The organism is Rhodococcoides kyotonense, from assembly GCF_001645385.1.
In the GTDB taxonomy this organism is placed as follows: domain Bacteria; phylum Actinomycetota; class Actinomycetes; order Mycobacteriales; family Mycobacteriaceae; genus Rhodococcoides; species Rhodococcoides kyotonensis_B.
The window spans coordinates 140,782-158,505 of the sequence record NZ_LVHI01000040.1 but is presented as its reverse complement, the minus strand read 5'-3'; the positions used below and the strand labels follow the sequence as shown (position 1 = coordinate 158,505).

The window sequence follows — 17,724 nt, the reverse complement described above, 5'->3', positions numbered from 1 at the left end:
CACTTTCGGGTCAGAACCAGGCTGGGTTCGTATCGAGTGTGGTGCGATCTCTGCTCGCCAACAGGTCGATCTGTGGTCCTGTCTTTGGTAGTTCGTAGACGAAGAAGTAGCGCGCGGCGTGGCGTTTGCCGTCGTAGAAGTCGCCGATTTTTCCTTCGGCTGCAAGTAGCTGTTCGAGCCACATCCAGGCGATCACGGTGTGGCCCACGGCTTCGAGATAGATCGACGAGTTCGCGAGTGCGACAGCGGCGTCCCCGTCCTCCCACAAGGTCGACGTCGTGTCGACGATACGGTTCCACGTCGCGCCGAGCTGGCCTGCGTAGCGCTGGGCGTCGCCTGCGACCGTCTCGGCGCGCCTAACCGTGGCGGTGATCCTCGAATCCAGCAGTTTCAGGCCGGCGCCGCCACGCATGATGACTTTGCGGCCGAGCAGGTCGAGGCCTTGGATTCCGTGGGTTCCTTCGTGGATCGGGTTCAGTCGGTTGTCGCGATAGTACTGCTCGACGTCGTAGTCACGGGTGTATCCGTATCCGCCGTGGACTTGGATCGCAAGATTGTTCGCTTCCAGGCACCACTGCGACGGCCAGCTTTTCGCGACGGGAGTGAGCACGTCGAGCAGGAGCGTCGCCGCGGCTGCGTCGTCCTCGTTGTCGGCTGTGTCCTGTTCGTCGACGAGCATCGAGCAGTACAGGCCGAGGGCGAGTGCACCTTCCACATAGGACTTCTGCGCCAACAGCATTCGCCGCACGTCGGGGTGCTCGATCAAGGCTACGGGCGACGATGAGCCCGCTGCACCCAGGGCGCGCCCTTGGGTCCGAACGGTGGCGTATTCGACTGACTTGAGATAACCGACGTATCCCAGCGCGAGGGCGACGAATCCGACGCCGATGCGGGCTTCGTTCATCATGTGAAACATGTAGCTCAGCCCGCGGTGCTGCTCGCCGACCAGATACCCGACGGCGCCGGCTTCGCCGTCGGGTCGGTGGGTACCGTCGCCGAACGTCAGCATGGTGTTGGTGGTACCGCGAAACCCCATCTTGTGGTTCAGGCCGGTCAGTACCACGTCGTTTCGTTCCACGGCTCGACCGTCGTTGTCCAGCAACAGTTTCGGGACGATGAACAGCGAAATCCCTTTGACGCCGTGGCCTCCGCCGGGAATTTTGGCCAGGACGAGATGCACGATGTTCTCGCTCAACTCGTGGTCACCCGCCGAGATCCACATCTTGGTTCCAAACAGCCTGTAGCTGCCGTCGTCTTGCTCGACGGCGCGAGTGGTGATGTCGGCGAGCGACGAGCCGGCTTGCGGTTCCGACAGACACATCGTCCCGAAGAATCGGCCCTCGATCATCGGTTTGACGTAGTCGTCGATTTGTTGATCGGTTCCGTAGTGTGCGACCAGGTTCGCGTTCGCGATGGTCAGAAACGGGTACGAGGCGGTCGCCGCGTTAGCGGCCTGAAACCAGGCCATCGCCGCTCGTGCGACCGTGGTGGGCAATTGCATTCCGCCGATGTGTTCGTCGAACTGACCGGCCATCAGACCTGCGGCCGTGTAGATATCGAGCGCTTCTTTGATGTCCTCGATCATCTCGACCGACCCGTCGGGGCGCATGGTCGGCTCAGATGCGTCGCTCTTCTTGTTGTGCGGCGCGAAATACTTGTGGGCGATGTCGGCGCTGAGGTCGAGTACTGCGTCGAACGTGTCCTTGGAGTGCTCGACGAAGCGCTTACGGGACAGTAACGATGTCACATCGAGCCACTCGTACAGCAGGAATTCGAGGTCGCGGCGGGAGAGCACCTCGGTCATCGGTGACTCCGATCGATGCATGTGGTCACATCGACACTCCGCCGTCGACCGGCAGCACGACACCGGTGATGTAACCCGCCTCCTCCGAGGCGAGGAAGCAGATTGCGTCTGCCATTTCAGACGGGTCCGCCAGGCGCGCAATGGGTCCCGTGAGTTCGGTGAGTTTCTCTTCGGGAATGGTCGCGGTCATGCGTGTTGCGGCGTTCGGAGAAATCGCGTTGACGGTGACCCCGAACGCAGCGAGTTCTTTCGCTGCAGTCTTGGTGAAGCCGATGATGCCGGCCTTGGCAGTGGCGTAGTTCGCCTGACCGCGATTTCCGCGGAGCCCGGTGTAGGAGGTGATGTTGATGACGCGTCCGAACTGCTGCGTGCGGAAATGCGGTACCGCTGCTCGAGTGAAGCGAAAGGTGCCGCCCGCGTGCACTTTCAGGACCTGCTCCCAGTCGTCGTCGGTGATCTTCCACAGCACTTTGTCTCGCAGAATTCCCGCGTTGTTGACCACGATGTCGATGCGGCCGGTCTCCTCGACCACCGTCGAGACGACGCGTTCGACGTCGTCGGTGTTGCTGACATCGGCCGCGATCCCGACGGCGCCCACGGCGGCGGCGGATTCGACCAATTCGTCCTTGTCGTAATCGACCATGAAGACAGTTGCGTTGGCCTGGACGAAATGTCGTGCGATGGCCTGGCCGATTCCGCGTGCGGCTCCGGTGACGACAACGGATTTGCCTGCGAAGTCGTAGCTGATGTTGCCCATGGGGTGTGTGCTTTCCGTTCTGTGCCGGTCGATAGGTCAGGAGAGGCGTTCGAGGATCATCGCCATGCCTTGGCCGCCGCCGACGCACATGGTTTCGAGCCCGAACTGCTTGTCGTGGAACTGCAGCGAGTTCATCAACGTGGTGGCGATGCGGGCCCCTGTCATGCCGAACGGGTGACCCAGCGCGATGGCGCCGCCGTTGATGTTGAGCTTGTCCTCGTCGATGCCCAGGTCCCGAGCAGAGGGGATGACCTGCGCTGCAAAGGCTTCGTTGATCTCCACCAGGTCGATGTCGTCGATGGTCATTCCTGCGAATCCGAGTGCCTGGCGGGTCGCTTCGACCGGACCGAGGCCCATGATTTCGGGGGAGAGGCCGGAGACGCCGGTGGAGACGATGCGCGCCAGGGGTGTCAGGCCCAACTCCTTTGCCTTGCTGTCCGACATGATCACCAGCGCTGCGGCGCCGTCGTTGAGTGGGCACGCGTTGGCTGCGGTGACCGTGCCGTCCGGGCGGAACGCCGGCTTGAGTGTGCTGACCTTCTCGTAGGTCGTTCCGGGGCGTGGGCAATCGTCGGTGTCCACGACGGTTCCATCAGGCAACGTCACCGGGGTTATTTCGCGGGCGAAGAAGCCTCGGGCGATCGCAGCTTCGGCACGGTTGTGGCTGCGGACACCGAACTCGTCCTGCACGCGGCGCGAGATGCCGCTGTGCTCTGCGACGTTCTCCGCGGTTTGCCCCATGGTGATGTAGAGATCCGGCAGCACCCCGAGCTCGCGCGGGTCCGTCCAGGTGTCGCCGCCGCCCTCTGCCCGCTTGGTGGTGAGGGCTTCAGCGTCGGCGAAGATTTCGTTGTGCGTGTCCGGGTTCTCATCCGCCATGCCTTTGCCGAAGCGACTGACGGTCTCGGCGCCTGCGGAGATGAAAATGTCGCCTTCGCCGGCTTTGATGGCGTGCAAGGCCATTCGGGTGGTTTGCAGACTCGACGAGCAGTACCGATTGACTGTGACACCGGGTAAGTGGTCCATACCGGTGAGGACGGATACTGCACGAGCAAGGTTGTAGCCGCTCTCTCCCGCGGGCTGGGCAGTTCCCAGCATCAGATCGGTCACCGTGCGAGGGTCGACTTCGGGAACCTTGGATAAGGCGGCCTTGACCATCTGAGCCGCTAGGTCATCGGGTCGGACATCACGCAATGAGCCTTTGACAGCCCGGCCGATGGGGGAGCGGGCCGCAGCAACGATTACAGCTTCGGGCATTGTTCGTATCCGTTCATCAGATTCGACTCACAGGTCGAATATTCGATCACAAGGTCTAATTGGGAGTATGGCGGCAGACTCCGGCACGGTCAAGTATTGGACGACATCTGAGCGCAAATAGGTTCGGCGACATGATGATCGAGTTTCGAGCGGCGTGCGTCTGTGCGGGCGAGCGGAGCGCTACTCGTTCCGGATGAGCCCCGCCGAGCCTGGGACCTGGGGCTTGAAATAGTGCGTCAGCGGTAGGGGGACCGCGCAAGCATGATAGGGGCGTGCAGGCACGACCGGGCCTGAACGCAGGTCAGCGCTACCCGATCAGGACGCATCGGACTACGCGTCCGCGAAAACTGGCGTGGGGCTGTACGAGCTTGCCGCTCATCAGTCGGTCCGACTACCGAGTGAACGGAGTGGTGCGACGACGACTGGTCTTATCTGTCTTTCAGCAGCGCTTCCAGTTGACTTGTGTGGTGGCGGATTTCGCGTGCATGGTAAGCGAGCGCGCCGTCTGTCCCCTGAACGTCGTTGCTCCAACCGGCGGCAGCAGTCGCTGGGTCGGTCATGACTCCGCGGAGGATCAGATGCGCGAACGTCTCGGCGATCTCGTCGGCGGATTTTCCGCCCGTTCCTGGCCGGTACCATTTCCAGATCCAGTTGCACATGCCGTCGATTGCGAAGGCTGTCAGGGTTTCGTCCACGGGTTCGAACATTCGAGATTTCACGCCTTCTCGAATGATCTGCCGAACCAGCACGTCGTGCTCGCGTTTGAGCGCTCTGAATTCGTCGCGTACGTCGACGGGCAACTCGCTCTCTTCACGGAACGAGAGAGAGTAGAGATCGAGGTGGTCGACGAGCGAATTCAGGTGGAACCGAATGAACGCGGTGAGCTTGGTCGCGGCGTCGTCGTTCGACGCGGCGATCGCGCGGGCCTTGGAGACCTCGTTGCGCGCCCAGTCTCCGAAGACGTGCCGGAGCAGGTCGTCCCTATTGGAGTAGTAGTGATAGATCGATGCCTTGGACAACCCCACCTCGGCCGCGACTTCCTGCATCGTGACGCCGTTGATGCCGCGGGTCTGGAACAGACGGGCGGCGCTCTCGGTGATGCGCTCGCGCATTACCGAGTTGCGCACCGACCCGCCTACATTCTTCGACGTCGCCGCGTCGCCGCGTCCCGAAGCAGTTGTCATAGTCACCGAGGATAGACACCGCCCTCTTCGATCTGGGTGTTGTGGGTAGGAAAGTTCTCGGCACCGACCCGAAGGTCCGGCAACCGCGAACTAGGTCAGGCAGGCTGAATCAGCTCGAGCTGCACGCCGTTGAGCGACTTGGGGTGGTAGAAGTTCACGGCCCCGAATTCTCCGCTGACCGCCTCGTCGAGCAGCGGAGTCAGCCCTTGCTGCTTCAGGTCGGCGGTTGCAGCCTCCAGGTCGTTCACCTTGGCCGAGAAGAGGAACACGCCCTCTCCATGCCGTTCGAGGAACCGCGCGACTGACGTGCCTTCTTCGGTTGACGCAATCAGGCTGATAATGAATCCGCCGACATCGAGCCTGGTTCCTTCCAGGCCGGGAAAAGCGAAGCCGTCAGGCCCGACGTGCTCGCCTTCGACGTCGAACAGTTTCTCGTAGCGCGCGGTCGCGGATGCCAGGTCCTTGACCGCGATATTGATTCCGTTGACAGCAAGACTCATGTTGGCTCCCGAAAAATCGATTGTTGCGAAGTGGTAGGTCACGGCCCTGAGTGGATGCAGGACTGGGCACCGGCAGGGGCGGCGTGCAGATGCGTCGACTGCGGCGTGGTACGCCACCCCGTCAATGTACCGACTTGGGGGTCAAAAATTCAATACCCCAGTCGAGAAAGCTTCACGCCAAGTGTCATTCTCGAATGACTCTGTAGTCGAATTTTCGTCTTATAGGTAGATTTCGTCGTATGCTGCTCCACGCGGGTGCATTCGGCAGCTCGACATCGTGTCGCCCACGCGACCGTGCCGGAGATGGGGTCGACGGTCAACTCCGCTGCGCCGCTACTGTTTTGAAATTCGCCTGGCCCGCACCACGTACAGCCGTTGTGGCGCTCAGCGGGACACTTGCACATCAAGGAGCACATGTGACTCAGTTCGTCGGCAACACCGACCGCAGCGGCGTAGTGGTCGTCGTGGGACTCGGCGGCATCGGCGGCGGCATAGCTTTGCGGCTGGCCGAGCGGGGCCGAGCGGTGGTCGGAGTCGACGTCGACGCCGCCCGGGTCACCGACTGGCAGTTACAGAGCGGCTGCACGGGCGTGACGAGCTTCGACGACGTCGACTGGGATTCGGCCGCCTGCCTCATCGTCGCAGTCCGAACCGCACGCCAGGTCGAAACGGTGTTGTCCAACAACGCACTTCGTCCCGCCCTCGCGCGCGAGATGACTGTGTTCGTCGTGACGACTCTGACCCCTGCTGACGCCGAACATATCGTCGGCTTCGAGCAAAGTGGTCGGCGGTTCGAGCTGCCCGTGTCCGGTGGCGAGGTGCGTGCCAGACACGGCGAGCTCACCGGCTTGATCGCTGGACCGGCGGTCGACGACTTCGAAGCTGAACTGTTGGTGGAAATGTTCGCGACCGTGTTCACCTTCGACGCGGTGGGGCAGCCGTCCTGGGTCAAACTCATCAACAACACTCTCGCCGCCCACAACGCGCTCCACACCGCTGTGGCACTGACCGCAGCTCACGATCACGGAATCGACGTCAGACTCGCCAGCCAGGTCGTCGGCGCGTCGTCCGGGTCGAGCGCGGCCGGCGGCGCGCTACCCACGTTGACCGACAACCAGGTCGACCTCCTCGTCAAAGACGCAGATCTACTGCGCGGCCAACTGCAGTCCTGGCCGTTCGACCCGGCATCGCTCGCCGACATCAGTGCTCGGGTCGCACACGCTCGACGGCTACTGACCTCCACCGACACCGAAGGGGCACAACAGCAATGATCGACTCATGGCACGACGGACTCAGACTTCCAACGCTGATGAGCCCGACACGGATCGGGTCTCGGCTCGCGAAGAACCGCATCGTCTCCCCACCGCACGGCACGTATTTCGCCGAAGGAGGCATGGTCACCGACAAACAGATCGACTACTACACCGAACGCGCCGCAGGCGGAGTCGGCATGATCGTGGTCGGGAACATGTCCGCCTGGAGCCGCTCGAAAACCGGCGGCGGCCAGAACTACGCCTTCTCCCCGGACGCAATCGAGGGTCATCGCAGACTCTCCGACGCCGTCCACGCTCACGACGCGCTACTTCTGGCCCAATTGTGGGACGGCGGGCGGCAGGGTTCGTCGCGGCTCAGTCACCTTCCCTTGCTGTCGGCCTCACCACTACCGGACACGGTGGTGCGAGAAATCCCCAAACAGCTCGAAGAAGCCGAGATCGACGACATGATCACCAGCTTCGCAAGGTCGGCGGCGCTGATGGAAGAAGCCGGATGGGACGGCGTCGAGCTGCTCGCCGCCCAAGGGTACGGATTAGCGCAATTCCTTTCGCCGCAGATGAACCATCGGCAGGATCACTGGGGTGGATCGCCGAAGGATCGAGTCCGGGTGGTCACCGAAATCATCTCCGCCATCCGATCGGTGGTGTCCAGAGCATTCCTGGTGGGCGTCCGCATCAACGGCGACGACATGATCGCCGGCGGCAACACCCCGGCCGACGCCGTCGTCACCGCTACCCTGCTGGAAGCGACCGGCGGCGTCGACTACCTCAACATCAGCGGCGCCAGCAACGAGAACTACCCACTGTGGATCGCCGACATGGGGCACGAGACCGCCATGTTCGTCGACGCAGCACGCACGATCAAAGACGCGGTATCCATCCCCGTGATGGTTGCCACCAGGATCAAAGACCCCCTCGTCGCCGAGACTGTTCTGGCAGAGGGGGCGACCGACCTCGTGGGAATGAACCGGGCATTGATCGCGGACCCCACCATGCCGCGCAAAATCGCATCCGGACACTTGAGCCAGGTCCGTCCCTGCATCAGCTGCAACCAAGGATGCGTCGGCAAGACAGCCGCAGGCGGTCCCATGGAATGCACCGTCAACCCACGCGTGGGCTTCGAGCGTGCCTTCTTCGATGGACGGGTAGGCCGGCAAACCGTGGCGGTGGTCGGGGCAGGCCCCGCCGGAATGCAAGCCGCCGTGGTCAGCGCCGAGCGCGGCGCTGAGGTAGTGGTGTTCGAGTCCAGGGGCACCGTCGGCGGTCAACTCGCACTCGCCGCTCGGTGCACGAGCCGCTCAGAATTCGGACTACTGATAGAACACCTGAAACGCCGGATGGGTCAGCTCGACGTCGACGTGCGACTCGGCGTCACCGCCAACGCTACCGACCTCGAACCTTTCGACCACGTGTTCCTGGCCACCGGTTCACTCCCATGGCGCACCGGGTTCTCCACACACCGGCCCGACGTGCCCGCGATACCCGGGCACGATCTCCCGCAGGTATTCACCGCCATCGACGTCTTCGATCCCCCCACCCCCGTCGGACACCGTGTGCTCGTCGCCGAAGACGACTTCCAAGGGCACGCGACCACAGCGGCTGAATACCTCACACAGAACGGCCACGACGTCACCCTCGTATCGAGATCGACATCGGTAGGCCTGTGGAGCGGTGCCAACCAAGAATTCCTCTACAAACGTCTGCGTAGAGCCGGAGTCGACCTGCGGCCGCACACGTGGATCGACGCTATCGGTGAACGCGTGATCGATACCTACGACGTGTTCTCCGGTGCTGCTGTCGATCTCGGCGAGTTCGACTCGGTCGTGCTCTCGACCGGCAGCGGAGTGAACGACCGCCTCTACCGCGAATTGGGAAGCGACAACCGTGTCGTACGGATCGGAGACTGCCTCGCGCCGCGGCGGCTGGACAATGCGATGTGGGACGGCCTGCACGCCTCGGACCGACTGTCCCTCGTCGGAAGCCCCTTGACCGTGGTGCCGTCGGATACCTGAAACGGGCCCTGCACGCCGAGTGCCCCGCGAACCGCCATCGAGGGCGCTCGGCCACGGATACACGCACCACCGATCGGTCATCGTCGGCCGACCATGCCACCAGGAGAAACACGTCCCATGCGTACCTTCACATCCGGCGAGCAACTCAGCACTGCCGTCGGCGAGCATCTGGGCACCAGCGAGTGGCTCGAAATCTCACAAGACCGCATCAACGCCTTCGCGGACGCCACCGGTGACCATCAGTGGATCCACGTCGATGTCGCTCGGGCCGCTACCGAGAGCCCGTACGGAGCACCGATTGCACATGGATTTCTGAGCCTGTCGCTGGTGTCGATGCTCAACTGGCAGATTTATACCGTCGACCACACGCGACTGGCACTGAACTACGGAACGAACAAGGTGCGTTTCATCAGCCCGGTCACCGTCGGAGCACGGGTGCGCCTGCACTCGACGCTGACATCGGTGACGAACGTGGACTCAGACGCGGTGCAAGTGGTGGTCACGAGCCTGCTCGAGATAGCGGGCGAACCCAAACCTGCTCTGGTCGCCGACCTGATCGGCCGATACATCTTCTGACCACTGGGCGGCGTACGCCGACGACAACACGTGCGTATGTTCGATCCGAGTTACGCTGTGCGGCAACGAATTCGGTACCGGTGGCATTACGTCCTGCCCTCGTGAAGGGGTGATCCTCTCTCGACCACCGCTGCGTCTGACAGCCCCGGGCGGGGTGTTCATGCGCCCGAAAACCGTAAACCCGAATTCGTGCGGCGGAACCGGTTGACAGCCCAGTGTGACCTGCGCCATGATCGACACGAACAATGGGTTGGGTTTTCGACTCCCCGGTCAGCCCCCGGGTTTTGCCAGTCGGACCGCGACGAGACGAGGAAACATCATGACCAAGCATTCAGCGCTGTGGCAGCCCATCGAACTGGGTCCGGTCAGCGTGAAGAACCGCATCGTGGTCACCGCTCATGCGCTGATGTACGGCGACAAAGACAATCTGATGACTCAGCAGAGCATCGACTACTACGAAGAGCGAGCCAAAGGAGGAGCCGGACTGATCCTCACCGAGGCGCAGGCAGTGCACGGCACCAGCCGAGGCCTCGGCTACCGCACCCACCAGGGGTGGCGGACCGAGGTCATCCCGGTCTACGAACGCCTGGCGGCAGCAGTCCACCGCCACGGCGCAAAGATCTTCGTCGATTTGTCCCACTTCGGCGTCGAGGACTACAACGGCATGTTTCTCGACAACTGGAGGGCGCTGTGGAGCCCGTCGGGATTGCCGTCGACGACCTACGGTGAAATCGGCAAAGCCATGACCCACGGCGACATCGAACAACTAGTCGCCGGATTCGGCCGCAGCGCACGCAACGCGAAAGTCGCCGGAATCGACGGTGCGGAAGTGCACGCCGCGCACGGCTACCTGCTGTGCAGCTTCCTCTCACCGCTCACCAACCGCCGCACCGACGAATACGGCGGCAGCACCGAAAACCGTTGTCGCATCGTCAAAGAATGCGCCGAGGCAGTGCGCCGCGAATGCGGTCCCGACTTCGCCGTCGGTGTGCGACTGTCACTGACCGAATACACCCCCGGAGGCATCGACGAAGCCGAGGGCGTCAAGATAGCCCGACACCTCGCCGACTCCGGTTTGTTCGACTATTTCAGCATCAGCGCCGGCAACGCCTCCACCTTCGACCGCGTCGTCTCACCCATGTCGATGCCCGGGCCGCAGCTGGTCGACCTCGCCAAGCGCGCGAAAGAGGTGCTCGGCGACATACCGGTGGTCACCGCTAACGGCATCACCGAACTGTCCGTCGCCGATTCGATCGTGTCCTCGGGTGAAGCCGACTTGGTCGCCATGACCCGCGCCCACATTGCCGATCCTCTGCTGGTGCAGAAAGCCCAGTCGGGCCGCGAAGACGAAATCCGCCATTGCGTGCGCGCCAACCAGGGATGCATCGGACGCATGTCGAAAGGATGGGAGCTCACCTGCACGCAGAACCCTGCAGCAGGACGCGAGAAGACCCTGGGCAGTGGCACCCTGAATCTCGCATCGGAGCCGCGTAAAGTCCTGGTGATCGGCGGTGGACCGGCCGGAATGAGGGCAGCAGAGGTCGCCGCATCGCGCGGACACGAGGTCGTACTCATGGAACAGTCCGACAAGCTCGGCGGCCAGATCCGGGCGGCCGCGAAACTCACCACTCGCGGCCGGTGGTCGGTGCTGGTCCACGACATGGAGAGAATGCTGGAGAAGTACAAGGTCGACGTGCGCCTGAACACGACCGCCGATCTCGACAACGTACGTGCCCTCGGCCCCGACCACGTCATTCTCGCCTCCGGTTCGACGTGGCGCCGGGACGGGTTCTCGGCCGTGCTCGCTGCACGCCCGGCGATCCCCGGTCTCGACAACATTCGGGTACTCGACCCGATCCAGGCCATCGATGACCCCGATGCCTGCGGCGACAATGTCGTCATCGTGGACGACACCGGCGAATACACCGCCCTCGGACTCGCCGAACTCCTTGCAACCACGGGCAAGAAAGTCGAGGTCGTCTCCTCCAAGTTGTTCCTGGGCGACAACACCTTGATGAACCTCGATATCGGGCACCTCTATCCCCGCCTCTACGCACTCGGCGCGACCCTGACCCCGCAGCACATCGTCACCGAGGTCACCGGCGATGGCGTCGTCCTCAGCCGCATCTGGGACGGCGCAACGAAAACGATCCCAGCACAGTCCCTGGTGACAGTCATGCTCCGCGATGCGCAAACCGCACTTCTCCCACAACTACAAGAGCAGTTCGCCGTCACCGCCATCGGTGACGCACTGGCGCCCCGCCGAGTCGACGAGGCGATCTACGAAGGCGAAATGGCCGGCCGCGGCGTCTGAACCCGCAGCCCCGAACAAAGGACACCCATGACACAGAGTTGGCACGTCGGCGACATCGAAATTACCCAGATCAACGAATTCTCGGTTGCGGTAGGCGAACTCGACGGACTCATCGCCGAAGCCACGCCGGATGCAGTCAAGTCGATCCCGTGGCTGTACCCCGACTACGCCACCGACGAAGGCCAAACGCTGTGGAGCGTGCACTCCTTCGTCATCGACACCGGCTCGTCGGTTGTGCTCGTCGATCCGGCATGCGGCAATCACAAGGATCTGCCGCTGATACCCGCCTGGGGCGGACTGGACACCCCCTACCTCGACCGCCTCGCGGAGGCCGGGTACAAGCCCGAACAGATCGACTACGTCGCCATTACCCACTTGCATCTCGACCACGTCGGTTGGAACACCGTCCTCGACGGCGACCGCTGGGTACCGACGTTCCCCAACGCCCGCTACACCTTCGTCGAAGACGAATTCGAGTACCACAAGGGGCTCACAGAAGGTCAGTCCGTCACCGAGGATTTGGGCCACGCAGTCACCTACAACGGCGCCAACCCCGACATTCACAATCAAACCCGGCTCGTGTTCGAACAGTCGCTGCAACCCTGCGTCGACGCAGGCCTGGTGGATCTCGTTCCACAGAATCACACCATCTGCGAGGGTGTTCGCTACACCGCCACGCCCGGACACACCAAGTCGCATTCGAGCCTGGCCATCGAGTCGAACGGCGAAACCGGCTTCATCACCGGCGATTTCGTGCACCACCCCATTCAGGCGGCCCGCCCGACATGGAGTTCGCGTGGTGACTGGAACCGCGAGCTCTCCTCCGAGCGGCGCGTCGAATTCATGGAATCGGTGGCCGACACCGATGTCCTGGTGTTCGGAACTCACTTCGCTGGACACAGTGTCGGCCGTATCCACCGCGACGGTGACGCCTACAAGTTCACCGCGATCTGACAAACAAACCGAGCTCGCCTCGCTCTGCACCACCGAAGTACACCGATCGTCACAGGAGCACGATGTCCAAGAACGAAATTCCCTACTACTGGTCGAGCATCGACTGGCGTCAACTCACCGAGGACTTCCCGCCCCCTCCGCTGTTCGACTCCGTGATGGCAGCACGCTCCGACGACGAGATGCGAGAAATTCAGAACGCGCGCTTCCTCGCCCGGATCGCAGACGGATGGCAAATTCCTTTCTACCGCGACCGGTGGTCCTCTGCCGGCCTCGAACCCGGAGACATTCGCAGTCTCGATGACCTCGAGAAGATCCCGACGTTCACCAGCGAAGACATCAAGCACTCGATCGAAGCACACCCGCCGTTCGGAGATCACCAGAACTTCGCGCTGGACGCTATGCGCACACCTCTGAAGATTCAGTCCAGCGGTGGCACGTCCGGTCTACCGCGGCCCACGCTGTTCGACCCCGTCGCGTGGGAAGTACAGGCCATACAATTCGCAAGGGCCTTCGTCGCACAAGGCGCCGAAGTAGGCGACATCTTGCAGATCACCCTCACCAACAGTCTCGCCAACACCGCGTGGTGCTCGTCGACGGCCGCCATGAACTGGTGCGGCATGATCCCCTTGACCACCGGTTCGGGGGCGGTGACCAGTTCCAAACGCCAACTCGAACTGGCCAAGGAGTGGGGGACACGTGGCTGGGTGGCATTCGGCGAGTACTTGAAGATCCTCGCCCAGGAAGCCGAGCGGTCGGGCATCGATCTCAGGAACGACCTGTCGACACGCTTCATCCACACCTACCTCGGCGTCGACACCGAAGGGCACCTCCGCAAGCTTCTCGAAGACGCCTGGGGCGTTCCGGTCTACGACAACTACGGGACCCATGAGGTGGGGTTGATCGGCTACGAATGCGTCGCCAAGAACGGACTACACGTCAACGACGACACCGCGCTCGTCGAAATCGCCGACAGTGACACCGGCCGCATCCTCGGTGCCGGTCACGACGGTGACATCGTGGTCACCAGCCTGCATCGGTCGGTTCCACCCATCATCAGATACGACCTGAAGGACCGCATGCGCAGCACCGAACGTACTCTGTGCTCCTGCGGCGCACGCACGAGCAAACTGTCCGGGTTCCTCGGCCGCCTCGACGAAATGGTCAAACTCCGCGCCACCAGCGTCTACCCCCGATCCGCACAAGATGTCGTCCAGGGAGACTCGCGGTCCACGGGCGAATTCCTCTGCGTCGTCGAGAACGTCGGCGAAGGTCTCGGCTCCCGCGAACGGATGACCGTCTTGATCGAGCAGGCTCGCGAGGAGGATCCGCACTCCTTACGAGAAGACATGAAGCAGCGCCTGAGGACGACATTCGGCGTCTCGGTCGATGTCGAAATCGTTGCAGCCGGTTCGTTGGCCCCACAGACCGGACTCGGCGGTGAGGGCAAGGTCAAGCGCCTACTCGACCGTAGAGGTGAAGCGCCCAGCCCGGTCTGAGCACGATCAGCTTCGAGCCCGTTCCCACCCGGACCCATACGCCGCCGCCGCTTTTCGACGGTGCCGCGTGTGGGTCCGGTCTCACGAAGGAGGCGGCCATGTCCGCTCACGACACCGCGATCAAGACCGACAATGCCAACGACATGTTTCGACTCGAAGACCGCGTCGCGATCGTCACCGGGGCCTCGGCCGGCTTGGGAGTCTTCCTCGCCGATGCCTTCGCCCGAGCCGGCGCGCACGTGGTCGTTGCTTCCCGACGAGTCGAACGCCTGCACACCACAGCCGGGACCGTCCGATGCCACGGACGACGCGCCCTCGTCCACGGCGCTGACGTCGCCGACCCCAGGCAGTGCAGCGAACTGGTCGACGCGGCGATGCACGAGTTCGGGCGCGTGGACGTTCTGATCAACAACGCCGGTGTCGCGAGCGCAGTTCCGGCGACCCGGGAGGAACCCGACGCGTTCCGCTCGGTTGTCGATGTCAATCTCTCCGGCAGTTACGCGATGGCTCGAGCCTGCGCGCAGGTCATGCGGCAGGGAAGCTCGATCATCAACATCGCCAGCGTCCTCGCGGTCACCACCGCAGGATTGCCCCAAGCGGCGTACTCGGCCAGCAAAGCCGGACTGATGGGCCTCACCCGCGACCTCGCCCGTCAGTGGGGCGTCGACCCGGGCATACGTGTCAACGCGCTCGCACCCGGGTTCTTCGAAACCGAAATGACGGAATCGTATGCGCCCGAATATATTCGAGACGTATTGGAACCGCGGATGGTCCTCGGTCGAGCCGGCAAGCCCGAGGAACTCGCCGCCACTGCGGTCTGGCTGGCGTCGCCTGCTGCAGGTTTCGTGACAGGTCAGACCATCTTGATCGACGGCGGGATGTCGACCACCTGACCCGAACGTACTCGGCAGACCGAACGTTGACCGGGCGCCCCGCAACCTGACTGGCGCGGGGGGCAGGGAAGCGCACATTCCTTCGGTTCGAACCGCACAATTTCACAGATTGTCGAGACGGGTGCTCGGGCGTAGAGGACTACGCCCGGGCACCCGTTCGTCGTGCACCGTTGGGCGCAGTTCCCACCAGAAGCACTGCAACGGTGAAATCGGCTGCAGCGCTTGTCGTTCACGGCAGTGTGACCGTTGACACAGCAAAGCCCCAGCGCTATGTTCTACCACGAGGTCGATTCTCCGACTCAGCGGTTAGACATCTCAACGGCGCGCCGACGATTTGATCTAACTTGGTCGATCTGCATCGTCGCCGAACCGGCACAGCAGCAACTCATTTCATCACCACCCGCGATGCCACACCAAGGGAGCACCATGGGCAAATTGGACGGATCGACCGCGCTGATCACCGGCGGGGCCAAAGGATCCGGTCGTTCGCACGCCGTCACACTCGCACGCGAAGGCGCAAACATTGCGCTGCTGGACAATTGCGTCGCCGATGTCGACGGACAGCACTACCCGGGCGGGTCCGAGGAGGAACTTCAAGAGACCCGCAGCATGGTCGAACGCCTCGGACGTCGGTGTATCACCATCGTCGCCGACGTCCGAGACGACAAAGACATGATCGACGCCGCGCGCCAGACGATCACCGAACTCGGTGCTATAGACCATCTGGTCAGCAGCGCAGGCATCATCCTCGGCTTCGGCAAACTCGCCGACATCACTCCCCATCAGTGGCGCACAGTGATCGACACCAACCTCACCGGCGTCTACAACGCGTGCCGCGCAGTGTTGCCGCACATGGTCGAACGCCGCAGAGGAAACATTGTGATCACTTCCTCGACCGCAGGCCGGGCCGCCTACCCGAACATCTCCGACTACGGCGCCTCCAAATGGGGAGTGATCGGACTGATGAAAACCGTCGCAATGGAGTACGGCCAGTTCGGAATTCGCGCCAACTGTGTTGCGCCGACCAACGTCAATTCCGGTGACCTCCCATCGATGAACAACAACCCCGCAGCCTACAAACTGTTCTGCCCTGACATCGAGAATCCCACCCGAGAGCAGATGATCGAACGCATGAAAACCATGCATCCACTCGATGTCCCGGGTGTCGACTGGCAAGACGTTTCCAACGCCTACCTCTACTTGCTGTCCGACGACGCACGAATGATCACGGGCGAGGTCCTCCACGTCTCGGCCGGGCTCACCGCCAACAACATCGCCTGACCACCGAAACCGATTTCGTTCGGTACCCGGGCCCCGTGGGCGCCGGTGCACTAACACCAGTACCTCCACACAACCGAACTCATCCGAACAGGAGAACGACATGCAGGATCTCACAGGTAAAGTAGCCCTCGTCACCGGCGCAGCGCGGGGTCAAGGACGTTCGCACGCAACATTTCTCGCCGAAGCCGGCGCCGATGTCATCGTGCTCGACATCTGCAAACAGGTCGAGACGGTCCCATACCCGACCGCGACCCCCGAAGACCTCGACGACACCGTCAAGGCAATCGAGAAGTTCGACCGCAGAGCGGTTCGAGTCGAATGCGATGTGCGCGACTCCGCCGCTGTCACCGCCGCTGTCGACACCGCAGTGCTCGAACTCGGGCGTCTTGACTTCGCTGTGCTCAACGCCGGGGTCTGTGAGATCACCGCAGCACAGTCCATCACCCCGGCCGAGTGGAACACCGTCGTCGGAACCAACCTCTCGGGCGCCTTCTTCTCCGCCCAGGCGGCCATGAAGCACATCATCGCCGGCGAACGGGGTGGCGCAATGGTTTTCGTCGGCTCGGCCAGCACGTTGACACCGGTCGAGTCGATGGCCCACTACATCGCCTCCAAGCACGGCGTCGTCGGACTGACCAAGGCGCTGGCGAAAGAGCTGGCACGTCACCAGATTCGCGTGAACGTCGTACATCCAACCAACTGCGACACCCCCATGATCCAGAACTCGATGATCTACGACCTTTTCGCACCCGACGTCGCCGAACCCACCCGCGCGAGCGTCGAACCAGTGTTCTCCACACTGGCCGCGTTGGATACCCCGTGGGTCGATCCATCCGACATCTCCAACGCCGTGCTGTATCTACTGGGCGACAGCGGTCGCTACGTGACCGGAACCGAGCTCGAAATCACCGCCGGGTATCCACTGCTTTAAGTCGCCCGGTCTCCTGGGACCGCAACCCTACGTCGAGCCCACCACCGATTCGAACAGGATTCACATGCCGGAGATCGTACCGCCCGAATTATTAGCTCGCACAACACCCATTGCGTTCTACGGGTACGCCCATGCCAAGCCGGGAAAGTACCGCACGCTACTCGATCGGATGCTCGAACTCGGCCCACCCAGCCGCAACGAACCAGGTGTCCTCGTCTACGAAATCCACCACGACGCAACACGATCCGACAGCGTTGCGTTCTACGAGCTCTACGCCGACGGCGAGGCGCTACGCACCCATATCGAGCAGCCGTACATGGTCGCGTTCTTCGAAGACAGCACATCGATGCTGCGGACCGACCTCGAAATCATCGCCCTCGACCCCATACGGCCGTAACCGCCACTCAAACCACCAGACGCCCTCCGGCGCCCCGTCGACGAAGGTCAAGGCTCGCGACCGTTCCTGACTTCGGCGCCTTCCCGAATCATCC

Annotated in this window: 15 protein-coding genes; 10 read left to right on the top strand and 5 right to left on the bottom strand. The window is 62.7% G+C overall.

Features of this window, described 5'->3' with window-relative positions; translation table 11 throughout:
• Positions 1-10: 10 nt before the first annotated feature.
• From A3K89_RS24185 to A3K89_RS24165, 5 genes are all read right to left on the bottom strand, one after another.
• Entirely contained in the window at positions 11-1,804 is a 1,794-nt protein-coding gene (locus A3K89_RS24185) for an acyl-CoA dehydrogenase (RefSeq protein WP_068431850.1), read from the bottom strand.
• A 25-nt stretch (positions 1,805-1,829) separates the two neighbouring features.
• Positions 1,830-2,561, bottom strand: a complete 732-nt coding sequence (locus tag A3K89_RS24180) for an SDR family oxidoreductase (RefSeq protein WP_068431847.1) — start codon at positions 2,559-2,561, stop codon at positions 1,830-1,832.
• Between the two features lie 36 nt (positions 2,562-2,597).
• Positions 2,598-3,818, bottom strand: coding sequence for an acetyl-CoA C-acetyltransferase (locus tag A3K89_RS24175; protein WP_068431843.1), 1,221 nt, complete (start codon positions 3,816-3,818; stop codon positions 2,598-2,600).
• A gap of 428 nt (positions 3,819-4,246) precedes the next feature.
• Positions 4,247-5,002: a TetR/AcrR family transcriptional regulator gene (locus A3K89_RS24170; protein ID WP_084424092.1), complete on the bottom strand. Its 756-nt coding sequence runs from the start codon at positions 5,000-5,002 to the stop codon at positions 4,247-4,249.
• Between the two features lie 95 nt (positions 5,003-5,097).
• Entirely contained in the window at positions 5,098-5,544 is a 447-nt protein-coding gene (locus A3K89_RS24165; RefSeq protein WP_157105437.1) for a VOC family protein, read from the bottom strand.
• A 374-nt stretch (positions 5,545-5,918) separates the two neighbouring features.
• Here A3K89_RS24165 and A3K89_RS24160 point away from each other — a divergent pair, with 374 nt between their 5' ends.
• The 10 genes from A3K89_RS24160 (at position 5,919) to A3K89_RS24115 (ending at position 17,630) form a co-directional block, all read left to right on the top strand.
• A complete protein-coding gene (locus tag A3K89_RS24160) occupies positions 5,919-6,773 on the top strand; it encodes an NAD(P)-binding domain-containing protein (RefSeq protein WP_167674364.1) in 855 nt (284 codons plus the stop codon).
• A gap of 38 nt (positions 6,774-6,811) precedes the next feature.
• Positions 6,812-8,788: an oxidoreductase gene (locus tag A3K89_RS24155; RefSeq protein ID WP_167674363.1), complete on the top strand. Its 1,977-nt coding sequence runs from the start codon at positions 6,812-6,814 to the stop codon at positions 8,786-8,788.
• A gap of 117 nt (positions 8,789-8,905) precedes the next feature.
• Positions 8,906-9,364: a MaoC family dehydratase gene (locus tag A3K89_RS24150; RefSeq protein ID WP_068431827.1), complete on the top strand. Its 459-nt coding sequence runs from the start codon at positions 8,906-8,908 to the stop codon at positions 9,362-9,364.
• 319 nt (positions 9,365-9,683) lie between these two features.
• Complete coding sequence (locus A3K89_RS24145; RefSeq protein WP_068431826.1) at positions 9,684-11,678, top strand: oxidoreductase; 1,995 nt, start codon at positions 9,684-9,686, stop codon at positions 11,676-11,678.
• A 27-nt stretch (positions 11,679-11,705) separates the two neighbouring features.
• On the top strand, positions 11,706-12,632 hold the full coding sequence (locus tag A3K89_RS24140) for an MBL fold metallo-hydrolase (RefSeq protein ID WP_068431822.1): 927 nt from the start codon (positions 11,706-11,708) through the stop codon (positions 12,630-12,632).
• Between the two features lie 62 nt (positions 12,633-12,694).
• The gene (locus tag A3K89_RS24135) at positions 12,695-14,128 is read left to right on the top strand and encodes a phenylacetate--CoA ligase family protein (protein ID WP_068431819.1); all 1,434 of its coding nucleotides are present in this window, start codon (positions 12,695-12,697) and stop codon (positions 14,126-14,128) included.
• A 98-nt stretch (positions 14,129-14,226) separates the two neighbouring features.
• Positions 14,227-15,021: an SDR family NAD(P)-dependent oxidoreductase gene (locus A3K89_RS24130; protein ID WP_068431817.1), complete on the top strand. Its 795-nt coding sequence runs from the start codon at positions 14,227-14,229 to the stop codon at positions 15,019-15,021.
• Positions 15,022-15,447: 426 nt separating this feature from the next.
• Positions 15,448-16,302 (top strand): mycofactocin-coupled SDR family oxidoreductase, encoded by an 855-nt coding sequence (locus A3K89_RS24125; protein WP_068431814.1) that lies wholly within the window; start codon positions 15,448-15,450, stop codon positions 16,300-16,302.
• Positions 16,303-16,402: 100 nt separating this feature from the next.
• Positions 16,403-17,233: a mycofactocin-coupled SDR family oxidoreductase gene (locus tag A3K89_RS24120; RefSeq protein WP_068431811.1), complete on the top strand. Its 831-nt coding sequence runs from the start codon at positions 16,403-16,405 to the stop codon at positions 17,231-17,233.
• Between the two features lie 64 nt (positions 17,234-17,297).
• Positions 17,298-17,630, top strand: coding sequence for a putative quinol monooxygenase (locus tag A3K89_RS24115; protein ID WP_084424086.1), 333 nt, complete (start codon positions 17,298-17,300; stop codon positions 17,628-17,630).
• The last annotated feature ends 94 nt before the right edge of the window (positions 17,631-17,724 follow it).

Coding starts and splice junctions, on each gene's coding strand:
- A3K89_RS24115 (WP_084424086.1), top strand. CDS start 17,298: ATGCCGGAGATCGTACCGCCCGAATTATTAGCTCGCACAACACCCATT.
- A3K89_RS24120 (WP_068431811.1), top strand. CDS start 16,403: ATGCAGGATCTCACAGGTAAAGTAGCCCTCGTCACCGGCGCAGCGCGG.
- A3K89_RS24150 (WP_068431827.1), top strand. CDS start 8,906: ATGCGTACCTTCACATCCGGCGAGCAACTCAGCACTGCCGTCGGCGAG.
- A3K89_RS24145 (WP_068431826.1), top strand. CDS start 9,684: ATGACCAAGCATTCAGCGCTGTGGCAGCCCATCGAACTGGGTCCGGTC.
- A3K89_RS24140 (WP_068431822.1), top strand. CDS start 11,706: ATGACACAGAGTTGGCACGTCGGCGACATCGAAATTACCCAGATCAAC.
- A3K89_RS24175 (WP_068431843.1), bottom strand. CDS start 3,818: ATGCCCGAAGCTGTAATCGTTGCTGCGGCCCGCTCCCCCATCGGCCGG.
- A3K89_RS24170 (WP_084424092.1), bottom strand. CDS start 5,002: ATGACAACTGCTTCGGGACGCGGCGACGCGGCGACGTCGAAGAATGTA.
- A3K89_RS24135 (WP_068431819.1), top strand. CDS start 12,695: ATGTCCAAGAACGAAATTCCCTACTACTGGTCGAGCATCGACTGGCGT.
- A3K89_RS24130 (WP_068431817.1), top strand. CDS start 14,227: ATGTCCGCTCACGACACCGCGATCAAGACCGACAATGCCAACGACATG.
- A3K89_RS24125 (WP_068431814.1), top strand. CDS start 15,448: ATGGGCAAATTGGACGGATCGACCGCGCTGATCACCGGCGGGGCCAAA.
- A3K89_RS24185 (WP_068431850.1), bottom strand. CDS start 1,804: ATGACCGAGGTGCTCTCCCGCCGCGACCTCGAATTCCTGCTGTACGAG.
- A3K89_RS24155 (WP_167674363.1), top strand. CDS start 6,812: ATGAGCCCGACACGGATCGGGTCTCGGCTCGCGAAGAACCGCATCGTC.
- A3K89_RS24180 (WP_068431847.1), bottom strand. CDS start 2,561: ATGGGCAACATCAGCTACGACTTCGCAGGCAAATCCGTTGTCGTCACC.